The sequence below is a fragment of the Luteibacter sp. UNCMF366Tsu5.1 genome (genome assembly GCF_900119235.1).
Classification (GTDB): domain Bacteria; phylum Pseudomonadota; class Gammaproteobacteria; order Xanthomonadales; family Rhodanobacteraceae; genus Luteibacter; species Luteibacter flocculans.
Window position 1 is genome coordinate 1,053,324 of record NZ_FPIS01000001.1, and the last position, 22,844, is coordinate 1,076,167.

Consider the following 22,844-nt stretch of genomic DNA (forward strand, 5'->3'; position numbering starts at 1 on the left):
CTACGTCGGCTTTTCGCCAGCAGGCTGGCTCCCACCTTTGCGGAACTCATGTTGGAGCCACTATAGCGGCGAGAAGCCTACGAGGCGGTGTAGCGTGAGGCGCCGTCCCTCGCTGCCATGGCGGTTCCCATAGGCAAGCCGGAGCCGTTGTTCGACACCTCAGCCGAGCGTCCGCAACCAGACCAGTTCCGACTCGGAGAATCCCGCCTCGCGGCGCGCGTCGAGATTGAACGGGCCGCGCAGCGATCCGTTCATGTAATCGGTCAGCAATTGCGCGAACGTCGCTTCCGGTTCGATGCCGTCGCGTGCGCAGCACCAGTGAAACCAACGCGTGCCCGCCGCCACGTGAGCCACCTCTTCGCGCAGGATCACGTCGAGGACCGCGACCGTGCGATCGTCGCCCTGGTGGCGCAGGCGTTCCATCATGCCGGGCGTAACGTCGAGCCCGCGCGCTTCGAGTACGCGAGGCACGAGCGCCATGCGCGCGGTGTCGCTGTGTGCCGTCTTTTCCGCCATTTCCCACAGACCGTTGTGCGCGTCGAAATCGCCATAGGCATGGCCAAGCTCGGCGAGCCGACCCGTCAACATCGTGAAATGCCGCGCCTCATCGTTGGCGCACGACGCCCAGTCGCGATAGTAGGCGTCAGGCTTGCCGCGAAAACGATAGACCGCATCCCAAGCGAGGTCGATGGCGTTGAACTCGATGTGCGCGATGGCATGCACGAGCGCGGCGCGGCCTTCGGCCGTGCCGAGCCCGCGCTGAGCCAGCTGCCGCGCGGGCACGAGACGTGGACGCGACGGACGTCCAGGCGGCCCGATCGGCGCAGGTGTTGCGGACGACGCATCGGGCGCGAGCGCACCGGCCTCCAGCGCGGACCATGCCTCAAAGGTCAGACGCACCTTCTCGGCCGGATCGGTGGCCTGGAGGCAACGGTGGGCGGCGGCGTGCAGGTCGTTCATGCAGTGTGGCGGCACGCTTGGCGTGCCGCCCAGGTGGCTACGCGCTGCGGCGTTCGTTCTTCGCTGCGTCGGAGCGCATCGCTTCCTGCTGTTCGAGGAAGGCCGCTTCCACGCCGGTCACGTACTCGCCCGAGAAGCACGACGTATCGAACTTCGTGAGGTCTTCGTTGCCGTCGGCCACGGCCCAGATCAGATCGTCCAGATCCTGGTAGATCAGCCAATCCGCGCCGAGCGCCTTCTCCACTTCTTCCACCGTACGGCCGGCCGCGATCAGCTCCGAGGCGGCAGGCATATCGATGCCGTAGATGTTGGGGAAGCGCACCGGCGGCGCCGCCGAGGCGAAGTACACGTTCTTCGCACCCGCGTCGCGAGCCATCTGGATGATCTGCTTCGATGTGGTGCCGCGAACGATGGAATCGTCCACCAGCAGCACGTTCTTCTTGCGGAACTCGAGATCGATGGCGTTGAGCTTGCGGCGCACGGATTTCACCCGCTCGCCCTGCCCCGGCATGATGAAGGTACGGCCGATGTAGCGATTCTTGACGAGACCCTCGCGCATCGGCACGCCCAATGCCTGGGCCAGCGAACTGGCAGCAGTGCGCGACGTGTCGGGAATGGGAATCACGGCGTCGATGCCATGATCGGGGCCGCGCTCGCGCAGGATCTTCTCGGCCAGCTTTTCGCCCATGCGCAGGCGCGCCTTGTACACCGAGACGTCTTCGATCATCGAATCAGGACGCGCGAGATAAACGTATTCGAAGATGCACGGCGCATGCACGGCGCCTTCCGCGCAGCGCTGCGCATGCAGCTCGCCACCGTCGGTGATGATGACTGCCTCGCCCGGCTCGATATCGCGCACGCGTTTGAAGCCCAGGACGTCAAGGGCCACCGACTCGGAGGCGACGGCGTACTCGCGGCCTTCCGGCGTCACGCGCTCACCGAGCACCAGCGGACGAATGCCATTGGGATCACGGAAGGCGATCAAGCCGTAGCCGAGCACGAGCGCGATGCATGCGTAGCCGCCGCGGGCGCGCGCATGCACGCGCGATATGGCCTTGAACACATGCTCGGGCGTGAGATCGCCGCGATCGTCCACCTGCAGTTCGTGCGCGAGCACGTTGAGCAGCACTTCGGAGTCGGAGTCGGTGTCGATGTGGCGGCGATCGTCCTCGAACATCGCCTTGCGCAGGGCCTCGGTATTCACGAGATTGCCGTTGTGGGCAAAGGCAATGCCGTAGGGCGAGTTGACGTAGAAGGGCTGCGCTTCTTCCGTACCTTCGGAGCCTGCCGTGGGATAGCGGCAGTGACCGATACCGATGCGCCCACGCAGCTTGCTCACGCCCGCCGAGTTGAAGACGTCGCGGACCAGGCCATTGCCCTTGTGCAGGCGCAGACGGGCGCCGTCCACGGTGGCGATGCCAGCGGCGTCCTGCCCACGATGTTGCAGGACGGTCAGGCCGTCATACAGGGCCGATGCCACTTCCGTGGTACCGACGATGCCGATGATTCCGCACATGGGTGTTGCCTTCTACAAAGGGGCCGCCGTGGACGCGGCGGCAGGGTGAGCATTCGGATGTTGCGAGGGCTGCGCGGGGGTCGCCAGGTCGCGCAGTTTCATCAAATCGTCCCGACTGGGCAATGACACATCAGGCATCTTCATGTTTCGCAGCGCCTCGGGCGGGTGCATGTAACTGCGCACGTTCGATGGCACCTGCTGACCCAGCCACGCCGCGGGAGCGGCGAACTGCGGCAGCATGGCGGATTCCCGCCACAACGGCTCGTTCGGCAAGGGCGTGAAGTTCAGCAGGAACACCACGCCACTCACGATGAGCACGCCGCGCGCCAGACCGAACAACATGCCGAACAGGCGATCCATGCCGCCCATGCCGGTGCTCGACACCAGGCGCGAAATAACGAACCGAAACACCGCACCGACCAGCAGCACGGTGATGAAGCAAAGACCGTAGCCGATGGCCATGCGCGCCGTCGGCAGCGATACACTGCCTTCGAGGTAGGTCGCCACGACCGGGCCGAACAACCACGCGATCCAGAACGCCGCCACCCAGATCACCAGCGAAAGCACTTCGGAAATGAGGCCGCGTGCGAGGCCGATCAAGACCGAGAGAAACAGTACGGCGAGGATGACGTAATCGGCCCAGTTCACGTGCTACTCCGGCTGCGCGAGCGGTGGCGGCCGTTACGGCGCCGTGACGACGACGCCGTCGAGACCAACCTTGGCCTTGATCTGGTCCTTGAGGCGCACCGCGTCGTCGCGCTGCGTCTGCGGACCGGCGCGCACGCGCCAGAGCTTGCCGCTGCCCGCGGCGACGCTATCCACGTAACCCGGAATGCCCGCGGCGCGCAGCTTGTCGCGCAAGCGCGTGGCATCGGCCTCGCTGCTGACGGCCGCGACCTGCACGGCGAAACCGCCTGCGCGGGGGGCTGCGGCAGGCACCGCGGGGCTGGCGGCAGGCGTCGCCGCCGGGGCGGTCGCCGGACGCGGCGCGGGCGCCACGTCGGCGGTCTGCGTCTCCGGCTTGGACGACAGGCTGGCCGGCGCACCCGGCACCGCGGCGACGATCTTCAACCGGGCCGCTTCGGCTGCCGCACGCGTCTCGAACGGGCCAGCGGTGACTCGGGTGAGCGACTTGCCGGCCTGCGTGGTGGCGGCCGTGCTGACCGGATAGCCCAGCGCCTTCACCTTCTGAACCAGGGCGTCGGCCTTGGCGTGATCGGCGTAGGCACTGAGGTTGATGCTGTAGCTGCCGCGCGCAGCGGTACCTGCCGGCAGCGCGGGAGCGGGAGGCGTCGCGGCGGGCGCGGTGGCCGGCGCCGGCTTGGCGGCAGGCTTGGGCGCCGTCATCGTGGCGGGTTTGCCGGCCGCAGCGGGCGTGGCGAAGTCTTCCGGCAAGGCGTCGGCCGGCTTGCGGGTCGCGATCTCCACCGAAGCCAGGCGATTACCGTTGCCCGGCGTGACGACGGCGGTCGGCGCCGAGGCTGGCGTCGCAGGCGGCGTGGCGGGCGTGCTTCCGGCGGCCACGCCGCTCGCGGGCGGCGTGCCGGCGGGGGCGACGTCCAGCGTGCGTGACTGCAGTTCGCGATCCGGTGCCGGCGGAATGGCGAGGCTGACCGTCTGGTCGGCATCGGTCTTCGGCGGCGTGCTGGGGAACATCATCGGAAGGAACAAGACCGCCAGCGCGATCAGGACGGCGGCACCCAGCAGGCGTGTTTTCAAGGAAGGCTCCATACGACCGGCGCTATGCGAATCGCAGCGATTATAACCGGCAATGGGCCTGCCCCGGAGGATGGCGCGAGGCGGCGTTCACATGGCTCGGGACAGGGCAGCCGCAGCCACGAAGAACGAACCGAACAGCAGCACCGTGTCGTTTTCGCCAGCTGCCTCACGCGCCGCCGCCCAGGCCGCGCAAACGTCCGCATACGTCGAGGCGGGCGCGGCTGGCAGCACGGCGGCAAGCGTCGCCGCGAGGGCGTCCGCTGCGAGGCCCCGCGGCGTGTCTCGATCCAGGCCCGCGATGAACCAGCGGTCGATCCGGGCCCCCATGGCCTCGACCACGCCCGCGACGTCCTTGTCCGCCAGGGCGCCATAGACAGCCAGCACGCGGCCCGACGAAGGCTGCGCGTCGAGCCATGCCGCCAGGGCGCGTGCAGCCTGCGGGTTGTGGCCGACATCGACGAGGGTGAGCGGATGGTCTCCGATGCGTTGCAGGCGGCCTGAAACGCGCACGTCCAGCAGCGCAGTACGCAGCGCCGAAGGCGACACGTCCACCCGCGTGCCGAGGGCATGGATCGCGGCGAGCGCCGTGGCGGCATTGGCGAGCTGCACGGGAGCGGCGAGCGCGGGTAACGGAAGCGTGATCGCGGTGCCGTCGCGGTGGATCCACGACCACTCCCCCGTCGCAAATGCGTTCGCGGACTGCGCCCAGAACGCTTCGCCTGCCCGGACGACGTCGGCCCCTATGCCACGCAGCGCGTCGAGCAGGCCCTGCGGCGGCGCCAGCTCGCCGACAATCACGGGACGACCGCTTCTCGCGATACCCGCCTTCTCGCGCCCGATGCTGTCGCGATCGTTGCCCAGCCAGTCCTGGTGGTCCAGGTCCACGGTGGTCACGACCGCGACGTCCGCATCGACGATATTCACCGCATCGAGCCGACCGCCGAGCCCCACCTCGAGGATGGCCACGTCGACCGACGCACGGGCGATGAGATCGATCGCGGCCAGCGTGCCGAATTCGAAATACGTCTGCGGGATGGCCCCGCGCGCGGCCTCGATCCGTTCGAAGGAAGCCACCAGCGCCTCGTCGGAGACGTCGTTACCGTCGATGCGAATGCGCTCGTTGTAGCGAAGCAGGTGTGGCGAGGTATAGCAGCCGGTACGGTAGCCGGCGGCGCGCAACATGCCTTCCAGCAGCGCCACGGTGGAACCCTTGCCGTTCGTACCGCCGACGGTGAGCACGATGGGGGCCGGTCGCGGCGCGCCCATGGCTTCCCACACCGCGCGGACGCGATCGAGGCCCAGGGCGATGTCGCGCGGATGCGTGCTTTCCTGGTAAGCGAGCCATTCGGCGAGTGTGCGGGTCATGCCAGCTTCTTTGCGTACGAGGGGGCGGAGATTGGCACGCCGGAAAGCCCGACGAAAGAGGCGCGACGCTTAATGGTGCGACCGGTCGCACGCATGGCGACCCTGGCGAAGGTAGAAGGCATGTTCCCGGGTTGGGCCCACCTTGTCGATTGGACGAGCGCACACGCGATCGTTCCGTTTCTCGGGCTGCTGCATCTGACGGGCCTGGCGGGGGATCCTCGCGAGATCGCCGAGGCCATCCTCATTTCGATCCTGCAGGTGCTGATCATCGCCTGCCTGTTCCGTCCGCTGGAGTCGTTGATGCCGGCGGAACGCTGGACCGATCGACGGCTGACGCGCGTGGATTGGCAATACACGCTGATGATGCTGCTGGGCATCTTTCCGATGTTCAGCTACCTCGTACTGACACCGATCAGCCATCTGTTCGGCGGCGATGACGATGGCACGACCACGGCATCGGGCATCGCGCTGTGGATTCCCGGCTTGAACGGCCATCCGCTGTTGCTGTTCCTGGTCTATTACGCCATCTACGACCTCGTGTATTACTGGATGCATCGCCTGCAGCACGCCTTGCCGTGGTGGTGGGCGTTGCACAGCATGCATCACAGCACGCGGCAGATGAGCTGCTGGACCAACGATCGCGGCAGCCTCGTGGACGGCTTCCTGCAATCGATGGTGCTGGCGGCGGTGGGCCTGTTCATCGGCGTGGCGCCGACCGAATTCGCCTGGCTGATGCTGCTCGGCGAACTGGTGCAGAACTTCTCGCACGCCAACGTGCGGGTGCGCTTCGGACCGGTGCTCGACCGCGTGCTGGTGTCGCCCGTGTTTCATCGCCTGCACCACATGCGTGTCGATCCCGACCGTCCGACGCTGCACGACTGCAACTACGGGCAGGTCTTTGCGATCTGGGACACGCTGTTCGGCACGGCACTGCATGGCGAACCCATCCGCCCGACCGGCGTGGGCGATCCGATGGTGGATGCGGACAACGACAAGGGCCTCGTCGGCCTGCACTGGGCGGCGTTGCGTCGCTTCTGGGGTGCGGTGACCTGCCGCGCGGGCTGGCGGCTCGGAGACGTGGCCTTCAGCGAGGCCCACCGGCCCATTCCCGTGTCGGAACTCGATCTGCATGCACTGGAAGGGATGCACGCGAGTATGCCGAGCACACCGGCGGCAATATCGATAACGGTGAAACCTTCGCCGGAACAAACGAGAACCGCCTCGGCGTGACCTTGCGTCACACCGAGGCGGCGAGTCGTCTCACGCGTTGACGATCAGCAGCTGCCGTCGTCGCCGAACGGGTCGTCCAGGATGATCGTGTCGTCGCGGTCGGCACCGGTGGCAACGAGCGCCAGCTTGCAGCCGGACAGTTCTTCCACCGCGCGCAGATAGGCGCGCGCCGCAGGCGGCAGCTTGTTCCAGTCGCGGATGCCCGCGGTGGATTCCTCCCAGCCCGGGAATTCCAGGTATACCGGCTTGCACTCTGCCCAACCGTCGGCATCCAGCGGAGCGAGCTCGCGGCGCTTGCCGCGGTATTCGTACGCGATGCAGACCTTGATCGACTCGAGCCCGTCGAGCACGTCGAGCTTGGTGATGGCGAGGCCGTCGATGCCGTTGATCTGCACCGCACGCTTCAGCGCCACGAGGTCGATCCAGCCGCAGCGACGCGGACGACCGGTGCTGGCACCGAACTCGTTGCCCTTCTTGCGCAGCAGTTCGCCCATGTCGTCGTTGAGTTCGGTCGGGAACGGACCACCGCCGACGCGCGTAGCGTAGGCCTTGCAGATGCCGAGCACGTAGTCGATGTCGCGCGCGCCCACGCCCGTACCGGCAAGCGCACCGCCCACGGTGGTGTTCGACGAGGTGACGTACGGGTACGTGCCGTGATCGATGTCGAGCAACGCGCCCTGCGCGCCTTCATAAAGAATGTTGCCGCCATCGCGACGGACGTCGTGCAGGATCGTCGCCACGTCGTCCACCATCGGACGCAGATACTCGCCCCAGGTCAGCGCCTCATCCAGCACGGTCTGGTAATCGACCGGCTCGGCCTTGAGCCACTGGGTCAGCACGAAGTTGTGATACTCGACGGCGGCCTTCACCTTCTCCGGCAGTTCGTGCGGATACATGAGGTCGGCCACGCGGATCGAGCGACGCGCGACCTTGTCCTCATACGCCGGGCCGATACCGCGGCCGGTGGTGCCGATGGCCTTGGCGCCCGAGGCGACTTCGCGCGCCTTATCGACGGCGATGTGGTACGGCATGATCAGCGGCGTGGCCGGCGAGATCTTGAGGCGCGGACGCACGTCGACGCCCTGCCCTTCGAGTTCGGCGATCTCGCTCATCAGCGCAGCCGGCGACAGCACGACGCCGTTGCCGATCAGGCAGAGCGCGTCGTCGCGCAGGATGCCCGACGGGATCAGGTGGAGGACCGTCTTCTTGCCCTTGATCACCAGCGTGTGGCCGGCGTTATGGCCACCCTGGAAGCGCGCGACCGCGCCCACGCGCTCGGTGAGGAGGTCGACGATCTTGCCCTTGCCCTCGTCGCCCCATTGCGCGCCGAGAATGACGACTGACTTGCCCATGTGATGGTTCTCTTCGTTGCGGTTGCCCTGGCGGGCGATGTGGATCGGGTTCAGCGCTGGCGGCCGGGGCCGTCGTTGAGGTAGCGCAGGAATTCGGAATCGGGCTTCAACACGAAGGTTCCCTTGCCGTCCGCGAACGCCTTGCGATAGGCCGCAAGGCTGCGATAGAAGGCGAAGAACTCGGGATCCTGCCCATAGGCCTGCGCGTAGATCGCTGCCGCCTGGGCGTCGCCGTCGCCGCGCACCTTGGTGGCATCACGGTTGGCGTCGGCCAGCAGTACCTGCTTCTGGCGATCGGCATCGGCGCGAATGGTTTCGGCGCTCTCCTGGCCGGTGTAGCGCAGTTCGTTGGCGAGTTGCAGGCGCTCGGCGCGCATGCGCTTGTAGACCGATCCGCTCACTTCGTCGGGAAGGTCGATGCGCTTGATCCGCACGTCGACGATGGCGATGCCGAGATTCTTGCGAGCCACCGCATCGGTCTGCTGGCGCACGCGCTCGGTGATGTCCTTACGGCCACCGGCGATGAGGTCTTCCAGCGGGCGCGCGTTGAACTCGTAGCGCAGGGCATCCTTCACGATCGGCGTCAGGCGCTGTGTGGCCTGGACCTGCTCGCCGGATGTGGCACGGTAGAACGCCGCGTTGTCGGCAATGCGCCACTTCACGTAGAAGTCGACGTTGACGCTCTTCTTTTCGAGCGTGAAGTAGCGCTCGGGTTCGGCATCGAGGCTGAGGATGCGGTTATCGAAACGCATCACCTGCTGCACGACCGGAATCTTGAAGTGCAGACCCGGCTGGTAATCGGCACGAACGATACGGCCGAATTGCAGGAGCAGCGCGTTCTCGCCTTCCTTGACCACGAAGACGCTGTTGAAGCCGAGCAGGACGAGCGCGACGACGATGAGGCCGGAAACGATCTTCACTGGGCGCTCCCCTGCGGCTGGTTCGGATTGGCGGCGTCGGTGGTGGCGGACTGAATGACCGTTCCCACACCGGGCACGTTGCGCACGGCGCCATTGGCTTCCACCGGCAACTGCACGATGTTCTTGCCGTTGCTGCCATCGATGACCTTCGGATTGCCGGCCATCACTTCCTCGACGGTTTCGAGCCAGAGTCGGCGACGGGTGACCTCCGGCGCGGCGCGGTATTCCTTGAGCAGGAGGTTGAAGCGCTCCGCCTCGCCGTTGGCGCGCGCAATACGCTCGACGCGATCCGCCTCGGCCTCGGCAGCGATGCGCGCGGCGTCGCCACGCGCCACAGGCACGACCTGGCTTTCGTAGGCACGCGCCTTGTTTTCTTCGCTCTGCTTGTCTTCGCGCGCGGCATTGACGTCGTCGAAGGCGTCCTTCACTTCCTTCGGCGGCGAGACGTTCTGGAAGCTGACACCCGTGACGAGGATGCCTGCGTTGTACTTGTCGAGCGTGGCCTGGAGGATGTCGCGCGTCTGCTGCTGCAGGGTTTCCTTGGCGGCCGGCGCTACACCCGCCACGGGTGCCTGCGCCGGCGCGGGCGTGTCCACGCCCGGCGTGGTCAGGATGTTGTCCATGATGTTCGCGCCGACGACGGAGCGGACGGCGGCTTCGGCGGCGTTATGGATGGTGTTCTCGTCGCGATCGGCATTGGAATACAGGAACTTCCGCGCGTCGGACACCTGGTACTGCACGTTGAAGTCGATGGCGATGATGTTCTCGTCGCGGGTGAGCATCGACACGTTGTCGGACACCGAACGCACCTGGGTCGTTTCGACCTTGGTCACGGTTTCCACCGGGCTCGGCGCCTTGAGGTGGAAGCCGGGCGGCAGGATGCGCGAGAACTGGCCGAAGCGCAGCACCACGCCGACCTGGCGCGCATCGATCACCGTGTAGCTGGAGACCAGCAACCAGGCCACCGCGAACACGAGCACGATGGTGAACACGCCACCGCTGCCTGCGCCGAATTTCCCGAGCCGGGCCTTGATGCTCTTGATCGCGCCGTCGAGATCGGGTTTGCGCCCGTTCGACCGGTTGCGATTCCAGGGGTCCTTCTGGCCGTTGCCGGGTTCGTTCCAAGCCATGGGCGACAGTCTCCTTCGGGGACCGGAGGGTGGGTGGCTGGCAAGCCTTGGGGTGGACCCGCCGCGGCGGGACAAAGACGTCGGGAGCGCGAACACCCGTCGCCGCGGCCATTCCGGCGCGCAAACGACGTGAATTCTACCAGATGGCTGCGATCGAATGCTCGCTCAGTGGTCGGCCTGGTCCTGGCCGATCAGCTCGCGCAGCGAACCCGAATGGGCGTCATCGCCTACCAGGGGCGCCAGCACGGAGCGCGGGGCGTCGATGTCGAGGTGCCAACCAAGCTCGTCGACCTGCTCGGCGGCGATCGCGCCAGCGGCCTTCAGCCGCGCATGCAGGCGTCCCGCACTGAGAGGAAGCTCAAGCCCGGCTCGGATGCGTTCGCCGCCGAGCAGTTCGCCCAGCGCCACCCGCAGACCATCGAGTCCGGCGCCGGTCGCCGCCGAGAGCCAGACCTGCCGCGGTTTGCCGTCGTCGCCGCGGTCCACGCGGGGTTCGGTCTCGACGAGATCGACCTTGTTCATCACGGAGAGCTGCGGGACGTCGCCCGCGCCGATTTCCTCGAGTACCGAGTTCACCACGCGGGCCAGCAGTTCACGTTCCTCGTCGGCGGCGTCGCTCACATGAATGAGTAGATCCGCATCGCGGGCCTCGGCCAGGGTCGCGCGAAACGCCGCCACGAGATCGTGCGGCAGCTCGCGGATGAAGCCGACGGTATCGGCGATCACGGCAGGACCGCAGGACAGACCATCGATCTTGCGCACGGTCGGGTCCAGCGTCGCGAACAACTGGTCAGCCGCATACACGGCGCCCGCAGTCAGCGCGTTGAACAAGGTCGACTTGCCGGCGTTGGTGTAACCCACCAGCGCCACACGCGGCACGGTATTGCGCAGGCGCGCACGACGCTGCTGATCGCGCTGGACCTGCACCTTTTCGAGGCGTTTGGTCAGCATCTTCACCCGCTCGGCAAGCAGGCGGCGGTCGGTTTCGAGCTGCGTCTCGCCGGGGCCGCGGTTACCGATGGCACCGCCGCGCTGCGCGTCAAGATGGGTCCAGCCCCGCACGAGCCGCGTGGCGAGGTGCTTCAACTGGGCCAGTTCGACTTCGAGCTTGCCTTCGTGGGACCGGGCGCGCTGGGCGAAGATGTCCAGGATGAGCCCGGCTCGATCGACCACGCGGGCCTTGAGGTGCTTTTCGAGGTTGCGTTCCTGCACGGGGCTGAGCACATGGTCGACGAGGACCAGGTCGGCCTCCAGGGCGCGGACCGCTTCGGCGACTTCGTCGGCCTTGCCGCTGCCGATGTAGAACCGCGGATTGGGCGCTTCCACGCGCGCGGGAATGCTGGCCAGGATCTCCGCGCCGGCAGATGTCACCAGCTCGGCGAATTCCTCGCCCCGGCGGACCGCATCGCCTTCGCCGCGGGAATGCGGCAACACCAGCACGGCGCGATCGCCTTTCTTTTGTCTATCGAACACTTAGCGGGATGCCTCACGGGTATGAAGAAAGAGTGCGCGCCGCCTCGGCGTGCGCGCACTCCATCCTACATGGGATTCCGCTGCGGTCCCCTCAACCCTCGCCGTCGCCCGACCCGGCGTCGGCATGGTTTTCATGGCCGCCGACCCGGACGTTCCGGCTGGGAACCACGGTGGAGATGGCGTGCTTGTAGACCATCTGGCTCACCTGGTTGCGCAGCAGCACCACGAACTGGTCGAACGACTCGATCGTGCCCTGCAACTTGATGCCGTTCACCAGATAGATGGCGACCGGCACGCGCTCGCGACGAAGCGCATTCAGAAACGGATCCTGCAACGACTGCCCTTTGGACATTCTTCTTCTCCCCTACGCCTCTCGTACGGGTCCGGGTAAAAAACGCCAATGGCGCCCCGGCCCAAGTGCTTTGAATCTTAACTGCTTTTAAATGCCCGCAGGAAGCGTTAACCGTCACGGTCTTGGCATTCCCACGAACTGCGCCACCGCGCGGGCCACCTCGGGCGTCGGATCCCCCCGATCCGGGTCGAACGTGCGGGCGTCATACTCGCTGCGTAGCCAGGTGACCTGGCGTTTCGCGAGCTGACGAGTGGCATAGATAGCACGGTTCCGGAATGTCGTGGCGTCGCCCTCCCCCTCGAGGTACTCCCAGGCCTGCCGATAGCCCACCGCGCGGATCGCCGGCAGGTCGGCATGGAGGTCGGCGCGCCGCTTCAGCTGGCGAACCTCGTCGAGGAAACCCGCCGCCAGCATCTCGTCGAAACGCCGTGCGATGCGCTCGTGGAGCAGCGAGCGGTCGTCCGGAAGGAGCGCCAGCTTCAGCACCCTCCACGGAAAGCGCTGCGTCGTCCCCGTCTGCTGGAGTTCGGTGAGGGGGCGTCCGGTGAGAAGCATGACCTCGAGGGCGCGCTGGATCCTTTGGGCGTCGCCCGGCCGGATTCGTGCACCTGCGACGGGATCGCGGGCGGCCATGCGTGCATGCATGGCCGCCCACCCGATGCTCGCCGCCTCCGCGGCCAGGGTTTGCCGCAAGGCGGGATCGGCCTCCGGCAGATCGGACAGGCCGCGCTGGAGCGCCCGAAAATACAGACCCGTGCCGCCGACCAGCAACGGCACGTTACCCCGCTCTCGGATCGTCTCCATCGCCGCCAGCGCATCCTCGCGGAAGTCGGCTGCCGAATACGGCTGCGCCGGATCGCGAATGTCGATCAGCGCATGGGGATAACGCGCCAGCGTCGCCGCATCCGGCTTGGCCGACCCGATGTCCAGGCCACGGTACACAAGCGCCGAATCGACGCTGATCAGTTCCACCGGGAAGCGATCCGCGAGGGCACAGGCGAGCGCGGTCTTCCCCGAGGCAGTGGGGCCCATGAGAAAGATGGAGAGGGGGCGAACGTCGGCAGGCATCCTGCGAGGTTAACGCAGCTGCGACCAACGGTGATCAAACCGTAAGCAGCAAAACGCAAGTGCCTGCCACGCAAGGCGCAAGTGAAGTTGTCCACATGCTTATGCAGCGGGTATCCACATTCGCTGTGGATATCGCGCGCCCGTATCGGTGGCACGACGTGGTCACGACATGACCAAGACGATGCAAGTGCGCGCCACGCAAGGGCGAAACGAAGTTGTCCACATGCTTATGCAGTGCGTATCCACATTCGCTGTGGATATCGCGCGCAGCGGATGAGTCGTACCGGTGTGGTCACGGCGTGACCAACGCAATGCAAGTACGTGCCACGCAAGGGTGAAACGGAGTTGTCCACATGCTTATGCAGTGCGTATCCACACACGCTGTGGATATCGTGGCACGCGTATCGAGGCAGTGGCGCGTAATTGACCAGCGCAACGCAAGTGCGCGCCACGCAACGCGCATTCGGACTTGTCCACATGGTTATGCCGTCGGTATCCACACACGGTGTGGATAACCGCGCATGGACGGCGCAACGCCGTCCATGCGCTTCGGTGCGTTACTTCGCCGGCACGCCCAGCTCGCGCAACAACGCAGGCGACGGGTACACCTTGTCGATCAGCCAGCGCATGTAGCGCATGTCCACATGGATCGCGCGCTTGTAGCGTGGGTCGTACATCCAGCTCGCGCTCACGGCTTCCCAGTTGCTGTCGAAGTTCAGGCCGACCATCTGGCCTTTCGCATTGAGCACCGGCGAACCGGAGTTGCCACCCGTAGTGTCGAGATTGCTCAGGAAGTCCACCGGCATGGCGCCCGTCGCAGGATCGGCGTAACCCGCGAAGTCACCCTTGCGAATCGCGTCGAGCAACGGCTTCGGCGCATCGAACGGCTCCTTGCCGGTGTTCTTCTCGACGATGCCGGCAACCGTGGTCATGGGCGCATAGGCCACCGCATCGCGAGCGATCAGCGGCATGACCTTGCCATAGCTCACGCGCAACGTGGAGTTTGCATCGGGGTATACGGCCTTGCCCTGCGCTTCGCGATACGCGATGAGGGCCTGCATGTACGCCGGGCGCAGGCGAAGCAGATCGCCTTCACGCGTCTTGCGTTCGTCGTCGATGCGAAGCAGCGCGGGGCGAAGTGTCCGCGCCGCGACGAGCAATGCATCGTGGCTGCCGTCGATCTCAGCCGGCGTGGCCGCGAACAGGCGCGTGCGTTCGGCCTCGTCGCCCAGGTTCGTGTCCGCATAGATCCGGTCGAGCGCCTTGACCAGCTCGGCGGGCGTACGTCCGAAAAGCGTGTCGAGTTCCGGCAGCCGCTGCGCATCCGGCAAGGCCTGGTAGCGCGACAGCACCGACGTGAGCAGCGCCTTCTCCACGCGCGGATCGTAGCGACGCTGGATCTGCTTGAGCTGGCTCGCGATCAGCTCCTCGTCGCGCTTCTGATAGCCAGCCTCGCGATCGGCGTCCGCCTTCGGTCGTTCGACCGCGAGACGATCAAGCGACAGCGCGCCGCGCAGCAGTTGCGTCTGCGACGAGAGCAGGCCCACCAGGAAGTCGCGCTCGCGCACGTCCTTGCCCTTGGCAATCACCGCCATGACCTGGTCGATCTCGGGTTGCAACGCGGCGCCCTCCGGACGCTTCTTCAACCAGGCGAGCATCGCCGCTTCGTCCTCACGGCGAACGGTGACGGCATCGCTGCGACGCAGGCCTTCCAGTTCGCCAGTGAAGCGCTTGATGCCGTTCTTCAAGGTCTGCAACTGCGAGGCATAGCGAATGCCGGCGTCCTTGTCGGTCTTGCCCTGGGTCTCGATGACATCCTGCAACGCCTTCAACACCGCCACGGCCGTGGGCAGGCGCCATTCCACCTGATCCGCGAACTCGGCGGCGGTGCGATGGCGATAGGTGATGCCCGGATAGCCGGCCAGCATCACGAAATCGCCTTCCGCGACGCCGTCGGTCGCAAGCGACAGATGTGAGGGCGGGTGATAGGGCTTGTTGTCCTTCGAATAATCGGCGGGCTTCCCGTCCGGGCCGACGTAGGCACGCAGAATGGTGAAATCGCCCGCATGGCGCGGCCAGACGAAATTGTCGACCTCGTCGCCGTAGTTGCCGATCGCGCGGGGCGGCGCATACACCAGGCGGATGTCGCGCAGTTCCAGTTGCTTCACGAGATAGAAGTCGCGCCCATAGAACATGTTGGCGACGCTGCAACGGATGCCCTCTTCTTTCTCGCACTCCGCGACCATCGACTTGCTCACGGCGTCCACCGCGTCGTAGTAAGCCCGCCCTTCCTTGCCCTTCGCCGCGGCAAGCACGCGATCCGTGACCTTGTCGAAGCCGACCGTCACGCGCAACCGATAGTCCGGATTGGCAGGCAGCTCCCCCGCACGGTCGGGCGCGACATAGCCGTTCGTGATCAGGTCGCGGTCCGGCCGCGAGTTGTACTGGATGACACCGAAGGCCACGTGGTGATTGGTGACCACCAGACCATCGGGAGACACGAAGGAACCGGTGCCCCCACCGATGCGGACCACCGCATTGAGCGGCGCCCGGGTGAGATCGGCCAGGGCGGCCGGGTCGCCCCGGAACCCCGCCTCTTTGAGATTCTTCGCAATCTGAGGGAGCTGCGACGGCAGCCACATCCCCTCGTCGGCCTTGGCGTCCAGCGCCAGCGCCACGGCGGCGCCCAGCATCATGGTGCGAATTCGCATCGTTCGGTTACCCCTTCTGGATCGTGCGGTGCGCGCCGACCATAGAGGGGGTTCTGTGCCGCTGGCAATGCCGCGATGCACCACGGGCGGCAGCTGCCACGGCATATAATGACGGTTTGGGTCCGCGCCGCGGGCCTTCCCCGCACGGAACCCGAGACCCCATGCAGCAGACGATGAAGGCGCTGGTCAAGCGCAAGCCCGAGCAAGGCATCTGGATGGAAGAAGTGCCGGTGCCGCAGGTCGGCCCGAACGAAGTCCTGATCAAGGTCGAGAAGACCGCCATCTGCGGCACCGACCTGCACATCTACAAGTGGGACGAATGGTCCCAGCGCACGATCAAGCCCGGCCTGACCATCGGCCATGAATTCGTCGGCCGCGTGGCCGACATCGGCCCAGGCGTTACCGGCTACAAGATCGGCGATCGCGTCTCGGCGGAAGGCCACATCGTCTGCGGCCATTGCCGCAACTGCCGTGCGGGTCGCCAGCATCTGTGCCCGAACACCATCGGCATCGGCGTGAACCGCAATGGCGCGTTCGCGGAATACATGACCATGCCCGCGTCGAACCTCTGGCCGATCCCGGACCAGATCCCGTCCGAACTGGCGGCGTTCTTCGATCCCTACGGCAACGCTGCGCACTGCGCCCTGGAGTTCGACCTCATCGGCGAGGACGTGCTCATCACCGGCGCTGGCCCGATCGGCATCATCGCCGCCGGCATCGCAAAGCATGTCGGCGCGCGCAACGTGGTCGTGACCGACGTCAACGACTACCGCCTCAAGCTCGCGGCGGACATGGGCGCCACGCGCGTGGTCAACGTCGCCAACCAGTCGCTGAAAGACGTGGTGAAGGATCTGCACATCGAAGGCTTCGACGTGGGCCTGGAGATGAGCGGCAATCCGCGCGCCTTCGGCGACATGCTCGAATGCATGTACCACGGCGGCAAGATCGCCATGCTCGGCATCATGCCGCGCGGTGCGGGCATCGACTGGGACAAGGTGATCTTCAAGGGTCTCACCCTGCAGGGCATCTACGGTCGGCGCATGTACGAGACCTGGTACAAGATGACCCAGATGGTCCTGACCGGCTTCCCGCTGCAGAAGGTGCTCACCCACCAGATCGCCATCGACGATTTCCAGCGCGGCTTCGATCTCATGGACGCCGGCCAGTGCGGCAAGGTCGTCTGCTCCTGGACGTGACGTAATCCGCATCGTCTGACCGTCCTCCCGCTATCCCCGACGGGTACACTGCGTCGGGGGCTCACGTGTGCGGGAGCGGCGGTATGGAAACGCTGAAGGCGAAGGCAAGGGTTCACTGGGGGAGACAGCGCGAACGTGCGCTGGCGGTGTATCGATCGCATCGGGCCCGGCGCATCGCGGCGGGCTTTCTGATCGCCATCGTCCTCTTCGGGTTGCTCGGATTCTTCGCCGCACCACCGCTCATCCGTTCGCAGCTCGCCTCACGCGCCAGCGCAGCACTCGGTCGCCCCGTCACGATCGGGCAGGTGCACCTGAATCCGTTCACGCTTGCGCTCCGCATCGACCGCCTGCACATCGGCGAGCGCGACGGCAAGAGCGCCTTCGTCGACGTCGATCGGCTCGTCGCCGACGCCTCGTGGGCATCGCTCTTCCGTGCGGCACCCATTCTCGATGCCGTGACGCTGCAAGGGCCGCATATCCGCCTTCGCCGGGATGCACCGCAGCGCTTCAACATTTCGGACCTGCTCGACCGCTTCGCGGCGAAGCCAGGTGAACCCGACACCGGGCCCGCGCGTTTCGCCGTGTCCAACATCGCCATCCACGATGGGCAGGTGGACTTCGACGATCGCGTATTGAACGCCACCCACCGCGTCGACCACATCGAACTGGGTGTGCCCTTTATCGCGAGCCTCCCCAGTGACACGGACATCTTCGTCCAGCCGCTGCTCGCCATGAACGTGGATGGCAGTCCGCTGCGCGTGCAAGGTCAGACCAAGCCCTTCGCCAGCAGCCGGGAATCGCTGGTGAGCTTCCGTCTCGATCACCTCGACCTGCCGCGTTATCTCGGCTTCGTGCCCACACCGCTGCCGGTCACCGTACCCAGCGGCAAGCTGTCCGGCATGCTCGACCTGCGCTTTGCGATGACGAACGACGCGCCGCGGGTGACCCTCAGCGGGCGGCTTGCGGTGGACGATCTGCAAGTCAATGACAACAGCGGCACCACGCTGCTGGCGCTCGGCCACGGCGATGCCGAACTGACGGCACTCGAACCGCTTACCGCGCGCTATCGACTCGCCACCGTGTCACTTGATCGTTTGGGACTGCGCTATGCACGCTTGCCGGGTGGCCGCAGCAATATCGATACACTCGTTGGGCCGTCGTCCGCCGGACCAGGCGCACAATCCGCACCGAACGCGCGCCCGACCGACGTACGCATCGACACGCTGCGCTGGCAAAACGCGCATGTCGAATACGCCGATCTCGCGGCACCATCGCCGGCGCATCTCGTGCTCGACGATCTTCACGGCAGCTTGCGCGGACTCAGCACAGTCACTGCGCCGATCGCGACGCTGGACGCGGCCGCACGCATGGCCGATGGTGACGTCGCTACGCGAGGCAAGCTCGACCTCGCCGCACAGCACTACACGGGCGCGCTGTCGCTGAACCGTGTGTCGCTCGCCAAGCTCATGCCACTGGCTCCCCCGCTGCTCGACGCAGACGTCGATGGCGGCAGCATCGATGCCGACGGCACGCTCGCCCTCGATTGGCACGACGCGGTCGCCGTGCGGATGACCGCCGCAAAGGCGCGACTCGATGGCTTTCGCCTCGTTCCACGCAACGGCCGCGCGTCGCCGGTGACCTGGACCTCCATGGCGGCGTCCATCGCCTTGCTCGACCTCGGTAGCAGCGAAGCGCGCCTCGATCAGCTCACGCTCGACGGGCTCGCTCTCGACGTAAAGCGTCTCGCCAATGGCAGCCTCGATCTGGCGAGCATCGTCACACCCTCTCCCGCGCCCTCGGCCAAGGCATCGCCTTCTACGGCATGGCGCTGGAGCATCGGGCACGTAGGACTCAGTCAGGGCTCGCTCGCCTGGCGCGATGCGAAGACACACGACACCCGCGATCCGGTGACTTTGCGCGCCACGTCGCTCGCCATCGACGGCTTATCGGACGACATGCGCCGACCGATCACGATTGCCTTCGATGGTGCGATCGGCAAGGGAACCCTCGCCGTCGATGGGCAGATAACGCCCCAGTCCCTCGATGCGAAGCTGACCGTGAAGGCCACGCGACTGGACGTGGCGCCGCTGCAATCGCTGGCGACCGTACCGCTCAACGTGCGCGTCGGCAGCGGCTTGCTCAGCCTCGATGGTCAGGTGCGTTACAGTGCCCGTGGCAACGGCACACCCGAGGTCGCCTACCGTGGTCAGGCCACGCTCGGCCGGGTGCGCGTGCTCGACAAGCTCACCAACGAGGACTTCGTCCGTTGGGCGTCGCTCAGTGCTTCCGGCCTCGCAGTGCAGTTGGGCGCAGGCGCGCCGCACGTCGCCATCGAAGGCATTGCGCTCGACGATTTCTATGCGCGGGTCATCGTCAACGCCAATGGTCGGTTGAACCTGCAGGACGTGGTCGCCAGCCCCGAAGCGCCTGGCGCCGTGTCGGTCACGCAAGCCCAGGCCGAGCCAGCGCCGGCGAAGGCGACCGTAACGGAGGCCCCGATCGCGCCTGCTGCGGATATCCGCATTGGCCAGATCAGCCTCACGAAGGGACGGTTGAACTACACGGACAACTTCATCAAGCCGAACTACACGGCCGACGTGACGCAGTTGACCGGCAAGATCGGCGCCTTCGGTACGGCCGGCGGCCCGCCGGCCGAGCTGACCTTGCGCGGGCAGCTCGACGAAAACGCGCCCGTGGACATCACCGGCACGATCAACCCGCTCACGCCCGTGGCCTTCCTCGACATCAAGGCCACCGCGGAAGGCATTCAACTCGCCAATCTGTCGCCCTACTCCGGCAAGTACGCCGGCTACCCGATCACCAAGGGGCGGCTGAACGTAGACGTCCATTATCTGCTCGACCAGCGCAAGCTGACCGCCGACAACCACATCTTCATCGACCAGCTCACCTTCGGCGACCGCATCGAGGGCCCGGGCATCAGCCATCTGCCGGTGAAGCTCGCCGTGGCGCTGCTCAAGGATTCCCAAGGCCGGATCGACGTTCGCATTCCGGTCTCCGGCTCATTGGACGATCCCCAGTTCAGTGTGGGAGGACTCGTCTGGCGTGCCATCGGCAACCTTATCGTCAAAGCGGTGACCTCGCCGTTCCGGCTGCTCGCCTCGATCGGAGGCAGCCGGGAAGACCTGGGCTACGTGGAGTTCGCGCCAGGCTCTGCCGTGCTGGACGCCGCCGCGCAGGACAAGCTGGCCCAGATCGTGAAGGTCCTCACGGACAAGCCGTCCATCAGCCTCGACATCGTGGGCCGGGTGGATCCGGACAAGGACGAGTCCGGCCTGCGCCGGGTCATGGTGGACGACCTGGTGGACCAGGAGCGGGCGAACGACAAGGGCGACGACACCACGCCACCCACGGCCGAGGAACAGGAAAAGTACCTCGAGCGCGCCTACCGCCACGCGTCGTTCCCGAAACCGAAGAACCTGATCGGCCTGACCAAGTCGCAGCCGCCGGAGGTCATGCGCGACCTCATGGAGACGAACATGCCCGTCGACGCGGACGCCCTGCGCCATCTCGCCGAGCGCCGTGCCAACGCCGTGCGGCAGTGGCTCCAGGGCAAGGTCGACGACAAGCGGGTTTTCGTGGTGGCGCCAAAGACCGACGCCAAGGGGATCGACGACGGGGGCCGCACCACGCGGGTGGATTTCGGACTTCACTGACACGCACGCCAGGTTTTATCCCTCGGCCGTAGGCCTCACAATCGGCGGATTCCCCGTCCCGGAACCCACGCCATGTCATACCCCGGTCAGAACCGCTTCGCCAGCGAACTCGAATCCATCCGCGAACAGGGCCTGTTCAAGTCCGAGCGCATCATCGTCTCGCCGCAGTCGGCCGAGATCGAACTGGAGGACGGGCGCAAGGTCCTGAACTTCTGCGCGAACAACTACCTCGGCCTCGCCGATCACCCCGAGGTCATCCAGGCGGCCAAGGACGCGCTCGACACGCACGGCTTCGGCATGGCGAGCGTCCGCTTCATCTGCGGTACCCAGGACCTGCACAAGACGCTGGAACGTCAGATCGCCGACTTCTTCGGTACCGAGGACACCATCCTCTATGCCGCCTGCTTCGACGCGAACGGTGGGCTCTTCGAGCCACTGCTCGGCGAAGAGGACGCCATCATCTCGGACGCGCTCAACCACGCGTCGATCATCGACGGCATCCGCCTGTGCAAGGCCAAGCGGTTCCGCTACGCCAACTGCGACATGGCCGATCTCGAAGCGCAGTTGCAGGCCGCCGATGCCGCCGGTGCGCGCACCAAGCTCATCACCACCGATGGCGCGTTCTCCATGGACGGCTTCGTCGCACCGCTCGACGAGATCACCGCTCTGGCACGCAAGTACGGCGCATTGGTGCATATCGACGAATGCCACTGCACCGGCTTTCTCGGCGACAACGGCCGCGGCTCTGCCGAGCTGCACGGCGTGATGGACAAGATCGACATCTTCACCGGCACGCTCGGCAAGGCGCTTGGCGGCGCACTGGGTGGCTTCACCACCGGCCGCAAGGAAGTGATCGAACTGCTGCGCCAGCGGTCGCGCCCTTACCTGTTCTCCAACTCGCTTCCGCCGCACGTCGTCGCCGCCGGAAGCAAGGTGTTCGAGATGCTGGCCGCCGCGGGCGACCTGCGTGAACGGGTCAAAGAGAACACCCGCTACTTCCGCGAGAAGATGACCGAAGCCGGCTTCGACATCCGTCCGGGTCAGCACCCGATCGTGCCGGTGATGATCTACGACGCCAAGCAGGCCCAGGCCATGGCCTCGGCGCTGCTCGACGAAGGCATCTACGTCACTGGCTTCTTCTTCCCCGTGGTACCGCAGGGCAAGGCGCGCATCCGCACGCAGATGAGTGCGGCGCATACGCGCGAGCATCTGGATCGCGCGATCGCCGCGTTTACGAAGGTGGGGAAACAGCTCGGTGTGTTGAAGGGCTGATCGTCACGAGCGGTGTCGCGCTGCGACGCCGCTCATCACACATGCCTGGGATCGAAGCGTCGGCGCGCCTCAGCGCCGACGCAGCTGCGCCACTTCGTCGGCGCTGAGGTGGCGCCACTGGCCTTTTGCCAGCTCACCGAGCGTCAGGTCGCCGATGGAAACGCGGACGAGCCGCTGCACCTCGAAACCCAAGGCGGCAAGCAGACGGCGAATGTGGCGATTGCGCCCTTCGTCCAACGTCACGTCGAGCCACGCCGTACGCTCGCCACGGCGGAGCACTTCGACCGCCTGCGCGCGCAACAGAGCGCCCTCGTCCGTCACGCCTTCGAGCATGGCGGCCAGCGTCGCTTCGTCGGGATGCCCCACCACCTGCACGTGATAGGTCTTGGACACATGGGTCACCGGGTCGGTGATGCCCGCTGCCCACACCGTGTCGTTCGACATCAGCAGCAAACCTTCGCTGGCCTTGTCGAGTCGGCCCACGGGTCCGAGCCAAGGCAGGCCAGCACCGTCGATAAGCGAATACACCGTGTCGCGTCCGCGTTCGTCCGAAGCTGAAACCACGATGCCACGCGGCTTGTTCATGGCGATGTACACCAACGAAGCCGCTTCCGTCGTGGCATCGTCCAGTTCGATGCGCTCATGCCCGGCGATAGGAAACTCCGGGTCGCGCACGAGACGCCCATCGACACGTACCCTGCCCTCGCGCACGAACTTCTCGCCCTGGCTGCGCGAACAGATCCCGCGCTTCGACAGCACACGCGCCAGCCCATGGACCGGTCCCGATGGACGGCGCGTACGAGAGACAGGGAAACGAGGAGGACGAGACGACATGCGGGCAGGATAACGCAGGCTTTCGAGCTGGACGATGTGGGTTTCGGCTTCATCGCTTCGTTGGCTTCTCGC

General features: G+C 66.1%; 17 protein-coding genes. 4 read left to right on the forward strand and 13 right to left on the reverse strand.

The window, feature by feature from the left end; genetic code table 11:
- Positions 1-159 precede the first annotated feature (159 nt).
- From BT115_RS04535 to folC, 5 genes are all read right to left on the reverse strand, one after another.
- The gene (locus BT115_RS04535) at positions 160-960 is read right to left on the reverse strand and encodes a ferritin-like domain-containing protein (RefSeq protein WP_072321316.1); all 801 of its coding nucleotides are present in this window, start codon (positions 958-960) and stop codon (positions 160-162) included.
- 37 nt (positions 961-997) lie between these two features.
- Positions 998-2,476 carry an amidophosphoribosyltransferase gene (purF, locus tag BT115_RS04540; protein WP_072321317.1) on the reverse strand — a complete coding sequence of 493 codons (1,479 nt, stop codon included), beginning with the start codon at positions 2,474-2,476 and terminating at the stop codon, positions 998-1,000.
- Positions 2,477-2,488: 12 nt separating this feature from the next.
- Complete coding sequence (locus BT115_RS04545) at positions 2,489-3,124, reverse strand: CvpA family protein (RefSeq protein ID WP_072321318.1); 636 nt, start codon at positions 3,122-3,124, stop codon at positions 2,489-2,491.
- 33 nt (positions 3,125-3,157) lie between these two features.
- Complete coding sequence (locus tag BT115_RS04550) at positions 3,158-4,195, reverse strand: SPOR domain-containing protein (RefSeq protein WP_072321319.1); 1,038 nt, start codon at positions 4,193-4,195, stop codon at positions 3,158-3,160.
- Positions 4,196-4,282: 87 nt separating this feature from the next.
- The gene (gene folC / locus BT115_RS04555; protein WP_072321320.1) at positions 4,283-5,560 is read right to left on the reverse strand and encodes a bifunctional tetrahydrofolate synthase/dihydrofolate synthase; all 1,278 of its coding nucleotides are present in this window, start codon (positions 5,558-5,560) and stop codon (positions 4,283-4,285) included.
- 72 nt (positions 5,561-5,632) lie between these two features.
- On the opposite strand from folC, the gene BT115_RS04560 reads away from it, so the two are divergent.
- Positions 5,633-6,790 carry a sterol desaturase family protein gene (locus BT115_RS04560; RefSeq protein ID WP_255369354.1) on the forward strand — a complete coding sequence of 386 codons (1,158 nt, stop codon included), beginning with the start codon at positions 5,633-5,635 and terminating at the stop codon, positions 6,788-6,790.
- Between the two features lie 44 nt (positions 6,791-6,834).
- Here BT115_RS04560 and BT115_RS04565 read toward each other — a convergent pair whose 3' ends face one another.
- The 7 genes from BT115_RS04565 to BT115_RS04595 form a co-directional block, all read right to left on the reverse strand.
- Positions 6,835-8,142: an adenylosuccinate synthase gene (locus tag BT115_RS04565; protein WP_072321321.1), complete on the reverse strand. Its 1,308-nt coding sequence runs from the start codon at positions 8,140-8,142 to the stop codon at positions 6,835-6,837.
- Between the two features lie 50 nt (positions 8,143-8,192).
- Positions 8,193-9,062: a protease modulator HflC gene (gene hflC / locus BT115_RS04570; RefSeq protein ID WP_072321322.1), complete on the reverse strand. Its 870-nt coding sequence runs from the start codon at positions 9,060-9,062 to the stop codon at positions 8,193-8,195.
- The gene (gene hflK / locus BT115_RS04575) at positions 9,059-10,192 is read right to left on the reverse strand and encodes an FtsH protease activity modulator HflK (RefSeq protein ID WP_072321323.1); all 1,134 of its coding nucleotides are present in this window, start codon (positions 10,190-10,192) and stop codon (positions 9,059-9,061) included. Before hflK ends, hflC begins: the two co-directional genes overlap by 4 nt.
- Positions 10,193-10,357: 165 nt before the next feature.
- The gene (gene hflX, locus BT115_RS04580) at positions 10,358-11,665 is read right to left on the reverse strand and encodes a ribosome rescue GTPase HflX (protein ID WP_072321324.1); all 1,308 of its coding nucleotides are present in this window, start codon (positions 11,663-11,665) and stop codon (positions 10,358-10,360) included.
- Between the two features lie 91 nt (positions 11,666-11,756).
- Entirely contained in the window at positions 11,757-12,017 is a 261-nt protein-coding gene (gene hfq, locus BT115_RS04585) for an RNA chaperone Hfq (RefSeq protein WP_072321325.1), read from the reverse strand.
- Positions 12,018-12,131: 114 nt separating this feature from the next.
- Positions 12,132-13,085 (reverse strand): tRNA (adenosine(37)-N6)-dimethylallyltransferase MiaA, encoded by a 954-nt coding sequence (gene miaA, locus BT115_RS04590; protein WP_072321326.1) that lies wholly within the window; start codon positions 13,083-13,085, stop codon positions 12,132-12,134.
- Positions 13,086-13,642: 557 nt separating this feature from the next.
- Complete coding sequence (locus BT115_RS04595; protein WP_083527310.1) at positions 13,643-15,796, reverse strand: S46 family peptidase; 2,154 nt, start codon at positions 15,794-15,796, stop codon at positions 13,643-13,645.
- A 161-nt stretch (positions 15,797-15,957) separates the two neighbouring features.
- On the opposite strand from BT115_RS04595, the gene tdh reads away from it, so the two are divergent.
- The 3 genes from tdh (at position 15,958) to kbl (ending at position 21,938) form a co-directional block, all read left to right on the forward strand.
- Positions 15,958-16,992 carry an L-threonine 3-dehydrogenase gene (tdh, locus tag BT115_RS04600; RefSeq protein WP_177257376.1) on the forward strand — a complete coding sequence of 345 codons (1,035 nt, stop codon included), beginning with the start codon at positions 15,958-15,960 and terminating at the stop codon, positions 16,990-16,992.
- 83 nt (positions 16,993-17,075) lie between these two features.
- A complete protein-coding gene (locus tag BT115_RS04605) occupies positions 17,076-20,666 on the forward strand; it encodes a DUF748 domain-containing protein (protein ID WP_072321327.1) in 3,591 nt (1,196 codons plus the stop codon).
- Positions 20,667-20,738: 72 nt separating this feature from the next.
- Positions 20,739-21,938, forward strand: coding sequence for a glycine C-acetyltransferase (gene kbl / locus BT115_RS04610; RefSeq protein WP_072321328.1), 1,200 nt, complete (start codon positions 20,739-20,741; stop codon positions 21,936-21,938).
- A 69-nt stretch (positions 21,939-22,007) separates the two neighbouring features.
- Here kbl and BT115_RS04615 read toward each other — a convergent pair whose 3' ends face one another.
- Complete coding sequence (locus BT115_RS04615; RefSeq protein ID WP_083527375.1) at positions 22,008-22,772, reverse strand: pseudouridine synthase; 765 nt, start codon at positions 22,770-22,772, stop codon at positions 22,008-22,010.
- Positions 22,773-22,844: the final 72 nt, after the last annotated feature.